The sequence below is a fragment of the Corallococcus sp. CA054B genome (assembly GCF_003611625.1).
GTDB lineage: Bacteria > Myxococcota > Myxococcia > Myxococcales > Myxococcaceae > Corallococcus > Corallococcus coralloides.
Map to the genome: position 1 here is coordinate 1 of NZ_RAVY01000329.1, position 5,714 is coordinate 5,714.

General features: G+C 55.6%; 2 tRNA genes and 3 rRNA genes. All 5 read left to right on the forward strand.

Annotation, left to right across the window (positions count from 1 at the left end):
• Nucleotides 1-201: 201 nt before the first annotated feature.
• The 5 genes from D7V80_RS39930 (at nt 202) to rrf (ending at nt 5,713) form a co-directional block, all read left to right on the forward strand.
• Nucleotides 202-1,739: ribosomal RNA gene (locus D7V80_RS39930) — 16S ribosomal RNA — on the forward strand.
• A 211-nt stretch (nt 1,740-1,950) separates the two neighbouring features.
• A tRNA-Ile gene (locus tag D7V80_RS39935) sits at nt 1,951-2,027 on the forward strand.
• A 54-nt stretch (nt 2,028-2,081) separates the two neighbouring features.
• Nucleotides 2,082-2,154, forward strand: a tRNA-Ala gene (locus D7V80_RS39940).
• A gap of 292 nt (nt 2,155-2,446) precedes the next feature.
• Nucleotides 2,447-5,413: ribosomal RNA gene (locus D7V80_RS39945) — 23S ribosomal RNA — on the forward strand.
• A 183-nt stretch (nt 5,414-5,596) separates the two neighbouring features.
• Nucleotides 5,597-5,713: ribosomal RNA gene (gene rrf, locus D7V80_RS39950) — 5S ribosomal RNA — on the forward strand.
• The 16S, 23S and 5S rRNA genes sit together here with 2 tRNA genes alongside, the layout of an rRNA operon.
• The last annotated feature ends 1 nt before the right edge of the window (nt 5,714 follow it).

The window sequence follows — 5,714 nt, forward strand, 5'->3', positions numbered from 1 at the left end:
ACAGGCGGCTCGGTCTTTGAAAACCAAATAGCAAGCCCAAGCAGTAATGGATTGCGGAAACCGCAGTCAATTTTTTGAGGGCATCTTCACCTCCAAGAGCAGCGCTGAAAAGCGCAGCGAGGAGGGAAGTGCCGACGAATCAGCGAGCCGAGACTCCTTAGCCGGGTCTCGGGGAACGCCGGTTCAAGCAAACCAAGAATACAATTGGAGAGTTTGATCCTGGCTCAGAACGAACGCTGGCGGCGTGCCTAACACATGCAAGTCGAGCGCGAATAGGGGCAACCCTTAGTAGAGCGGCGCACGGGTGCGTAACACGTGGATAATCTGCCTGGATGCCTGGGATAACCAGTCGAAAGATTGGCTAATACCGGATAAGCCCACGGTTTCTTCGGAGACTGAGGGAAAAGGTGGCCTCTGTATACAAGCTATCACAACCAGATGAGTCCGCGGCCCATCAGCTAGTTGGCGGGGTAATGGCCCACCAAGGCGACGACGGGTAGCTGGTCTGAGAGGACGATCAGCCACACTGGAACTGAGACACGGTCCAGACTCCTACGGGAGGCAGCAGTGGGGAATTTTGCGCAATGGGCGAAAGCCTGACGCAGCAACGCCGCGTGTGTGATGAAGGTCTTTGGATTGTAAAGCACTTTCGACCGGGACGAAACCGTAAAGCCTAATACGCTTTGCCTTGACGGTACCGGGAGAAGAAGCACCGGCTAACTCTGTGCCAGCAGCCGCGGTAATACAGAGGGTGCAAGCGTTGTTCGGAATTATTGGGCGTAAAGCGCGTGTAGGCGGCTTTGCAAGTCGGGTGTGAAAGCCCTCAGCTCAACTGAGGAAGTGCGCCCGAAACTGCAGAGCTTGAGTGCCGGAGAGGGTGGCGGAATTCCCCAAGTAGAGGTGAAATTCGTAGATATGGGGAGGAACACCGGTGGCGAAGGCGGCCACCTGGACGGTAACTGACGCTGAGACGCGAAAGCGTGGGTAGCAAACAGGATTAGATACCCTGGTAGTCCACGCCGTAAACGATGAGAACTAGGTGTCGTGGGAGTTGACCCCCGCGGTGCCGTAGCTAACGCATTAAGTTCTCCGCCTGGGAAGTACGGTCGCAAGACTAAAACTCAAAGGAATTGACGGGGGCCCGCACAAGCGGTGGAGCATGTGGTTTAATTCGACGCAACGCGCAGAACCTTACCTGGTCTTGACATCCTCGGAATCCTTCAGAGATGAGGGAGTGCCCGCAAGGGAACCGAGAGACAGGTGCTGCATGGCTGTCGTCAGCTCGTGTCGTGAGATGTTGGGTTAAGTCCCGCAACGAGCGCAACCCTCGCCTTTAGTTGCCACGCAAGTGGATCTCTAGAGGGACTGCCGGTGTTAAACCGGAGGAAGGTGGGGATGACGTCAAGTCCTCATGGCCTTTATGACCAGGGCTACACACGTGCTACAATGGCCGGTACAGAGCGCTGCAAACCCGCGAGGGGGAGCTAATCGCAGAAAACCGGTCTCAGTTCAGATTGGAGTCTGCAACTCGACTCCATGAAGGAGGAATCGCTAGTAATCGCAGATCAGCACGCTGCGGTGAATACGTTCCCGGGCCTTGTACACACCGCCCGTCACACCATGGGAGTCGATTGCTCCAGAAGTCATCTCACCAAGAGATGCCCAAGGAGTGCTCGGTAACTGGGGTGAAGTCGTAACAAGGTAGCCGTAGGGGAACCTGCGGCTGGATCACCTCCTTTCTAAGGAGACCGGGTGTTGGACTCAGCCTTCGGGCGAGTAGGCAACACCAGCAGCCTTCGGGCTGTCAGGTCATCTCTAGGTCAATGTTTCCGGTAAACAATCCATTATGTCGCTAAGGGCTTGCTGTTTGGTTTTGAAGGACTGAGCGAAGGTGGCTCGGCTCTTTGAGAATGAAGGACGCTGTAGGGTTCGCCGATGCTTTAGCCCCCTGGGCCTATAGCTCAGCTGGCTAGAGCGCGCGCCTGATAAGCGCGAGGTCGGTGGTTCAAGTCCACCTAGGCCCACCACTCTTCTCCCTCACTGGAGGGAAGCGAAGGGTGACTGGTGCTGACGCGAGAGTCGGGGCTGTAGCTCAGCTGGGAGAGCGCCAGCTTTGCAAGCTGGATGTCGTCGGTTCGAACCCGATCAGCTCCACAAGTTTCCTGGAAGTCGCAGGGACGTTCTTTGACAAGTGCATACGAAGGGTAAGTTGCAATTTCTGCTGAGTGAAGTTCTCAACAGAAGTGCCGACTTCGAAATGAGTCTCACCTGGCGCCGCGAGGCAGCCGGGTGGGGCAAAAGCGAAGTCTCCCACACAAGAAGAAGCAGTGAGAAACAGCAATAAAGAATGTCTTCCGGGCCTGCTAGCGAAGAGCAGAGGTCTGGGCCTTGGTCTCCGAGTTTCGAAAATCCGCCGGGAGGCGGGCATTAGACAAGAGATTAGGGCAAGTAAGCTACTAAGGGCGTGCGGTGGATGCCTAGGTGCCAAGAGGCGATGAAGGACGTGGGTGGCTGCGAAAAGCTTCGGGGAGTTGCCAACCAAACGTTGATCCGGAGATGTCCGAATGGGGAAACCCAGCGCGGCGAATAGCTGCGTTACTGCAAACTGAATTCATAGGTTTGCAGAGCAAACCAGGGGAAGTGAAACATCTCAGTACCCTGAGGAAGAGAAAACAATGAGTGATTCCCAAAGTAGTGGCGAGCGAAATGGGAAGAGGCCAAACCAGCGCCATGCAAATGGCGATGGGGTAGCGGGTCCGCGGTAGGACTCTGGAGGGCTAGTGGAAGCGTCCTGGAAAGACGCACCAAAGAGCGTGATAGTCGCGTACACGAAAGCCAACTGGAGCTGAGCGGGTTACCCAAGTAAGACGGGACACGTGCAATCCTGTCTGAATCTGCCGGGACCATCCGGTAAGCCTAAATACTCCTTGGCGACCGATAGTGAACAAGTACCGCGAGGGAAAGGTGAAAAGAACCCCGGTGAGGGGAGTCAAAAGAACCTGAAACCGCATGTCTACAAGCAGTTCGAGCACTACGGCGCAAGCCAGTGCGAGAGCGTACCTTTTGCATCATGATTCGGCGACTTAATATACGTAGCGAGGCTAAGCCGTTAGGTGGAGCCGGAGCGAAAGCGAGTCCGAATAGGGCGCTAAGTTGCGTGTATTATAACCCGAAGCGGGGTGATCTACACATGGCCAGGTTGAAGTGCGGGTAACACCGCATGGAGGACCGAACTCATGAAAGTTGAAAATTTCTGGGATGAGCTGTGTGTAGGGGTGAAAGGCCAATCAAACTCCGTGATAGCTGGTTCTCCCCGAAAGATATTTAGGTATCGGCTCGGGTAATTCAATGCCGGAGGTAGAGCACTGAAACGGCTAGGGGTCTCACCAGATTACCAAACCGTATCAAACTCCGAATGCCGGCAATTGTTATCCCGGGACGCAGTCAGTGGGTGATAACGTCCATTGGCAAGAGGGGAATAACCCAGACCGACAGCTAAGGCCCCCAAATCTAGTCTAAGTGAACACTAGAAAGGATGTGGCAAGTCATTGACAACCAGGAGGTTGGCTTAGAAGCAGCCATCCTTTAAAGAAAGCGTAATAGCTCACTGGTCAAGACAGGCCGCGCCGAAAATGTAACGGGGCTCAAGACTAGTGCCGAAGCTTCGGGTCATGCATGTTTGGCATGCATGGCGGTAGGGGAGCGTCCCAGTTGCAGCGAAGGTGGACTGAAAAGGCCGCTGGAGCGACTGGGAGTGCTGATGCCGAAATGAGTAGCGATAAAGGGGGTGAGAAACCCCCTCGCCGTAAACCCAAGGTTTCCTGGGTCAAGTTAATCTTCCCAGGGTTAGCCGGGTCCTAAGCCGAGGCCGAAAGGCGTAGGTGATGGCAAGCAGGTTAATATTCCTGCGCCATCTTGCAGACGTTGAACTGAGGGAGGACGGAGAAAGCTAGGCGAGCTGACCGGTGGTTGTGTCAGTCTAAAGGCGTAGGGGTGTCGCGTACGAATAAAGGCGCGGCAGTCATCCCCGAGACCCCATGGCGCCCCGCAAGGGGTAAGTCGCTGATGCTCGGCTTCCAAGAAAAGTCCCGCAGGGAGTCTGCAGGGTGTCCGTACCGCAAACCGACACAGGTGGGTGAGGAGAAAATCCTAAGGCGCTTGAGAGAACTCTCCTCCAAGGAACTAGGCAAATTTCCACCGTAACTTCGGAAGAAGGTGGGCCTCTGGTAGGTGTAGGCGTACAGCCGAAGCCGAGAGAGGTTGCAGAGAAATGGCGGTAGCGACTGTTTACCAAAAACACAGGACTCTGCGAAGGCGACAAGCCGACGTATAGGGTCTGACTCCTGCCCGGTGCTGGAAGGTTAAGGGGATTCGTCAGCCGCAAGGCGAAGCGATGATCCGAAGCCCCAGTAAACGGCGGCCGTAACTATAACGGTCCTAAGGTAGCGAAATTCCTTGTCGGGTAAGTTCCGACCTGCACGAATGGAGTAACGACTTCCGCACTGTCTCGGAGAGGGACTCAGCGAAATTGAAATAGCTGTGCCGATGCAGTTTACCCGCAGCAAGACGGAAAGACCCCGTGAACCTTTACTACAACTTGACAGTGACACTAGGGATTGGCTGTGTAGGATAGGTGGGAGCCTTTGAAGCCGGGCCGCTAGGTTCGGTGGAGGCAACGGTGAAATACCACCCTGCTGATTTCTGGTGTCTAACCACGTCTCGTAAGCCGGGACTGGGACACTGTCTGGTGGGTAGTTTGACTGGGGCGGTCGCCTCCCAAAAAGTAACGGAGGCGCGCGATGGTTCCCTCAGCCCGATTGGAAACCGGGCGTCGAGTGCAATGGCATAAGGGAGCTTGACTGCGAGACCGACAGGTCGAGCAGGTGCGAAAGCAGGTCATAGTGATCCGGTGGTCCTGAATGGAAGGGCCATCGCTCAACGGATAAAAGGTACTCCGGGGATAACAGGCTTATCTCCCCCAAGAGTTCACATCGACGGGGAGGTTTGGCACCTCGATGTCGGCTCATCGCATCCTGGGGCTGGAGCAGGTCCCAAGGGTTTGGCTGTTCGCCAATTAAAGCGGTACGCGAGCTGGGTTCAAAACGTCGTGAGACAGTTTGGTCCCTATCTGCTGTGGGCGTAGGATACTTGAGAGGCTCTGACCTTAGTACGAGAGGACCGGGTTGGAGGCACCGCTGGTGTACCAGTTGTCTCGCCAGAGGCATCGCTGGGTAGCCATGTGCCGATTGGATAACCGCTGAAAGCATCTAAGCGGGAAACCGACCTCAAGACCAGGTATCCCGGGCGCAAGCCCCTGAAGACTCGTGGAAGACTACCACGTTGATAGGCTGGGTGTGTAAGCGCGGTAACGCGTTAAGCTAACCAGTACTAATAAGTCGAGAGGCTTACTTCCCCCATTCTCTTGCATGCCCCCTCAAGGGGAGTAAGGGACTCGGGGCCAAGGCCGAGGCCAGGACGCCACATGCGCGTCCGCCCGGAAGGCAGCTGTTTCAATTGCTTCTTCGACTTCTGTCCAAGAAGCTTCACTCAAGCGGAAGCTTGCAACTTACCCTTCGTATGCACCGTCATTCGTTTTTCCGGTGGCAATGTCGGAGGGGTCACACCCGTTCCCATCCCGAACACGGAAGTTAAGCCCTCCAGAGCCGATGGTACTCCGCGGGAAACCGCGTGGGAGAGTAGGTCGCTGCCGGATT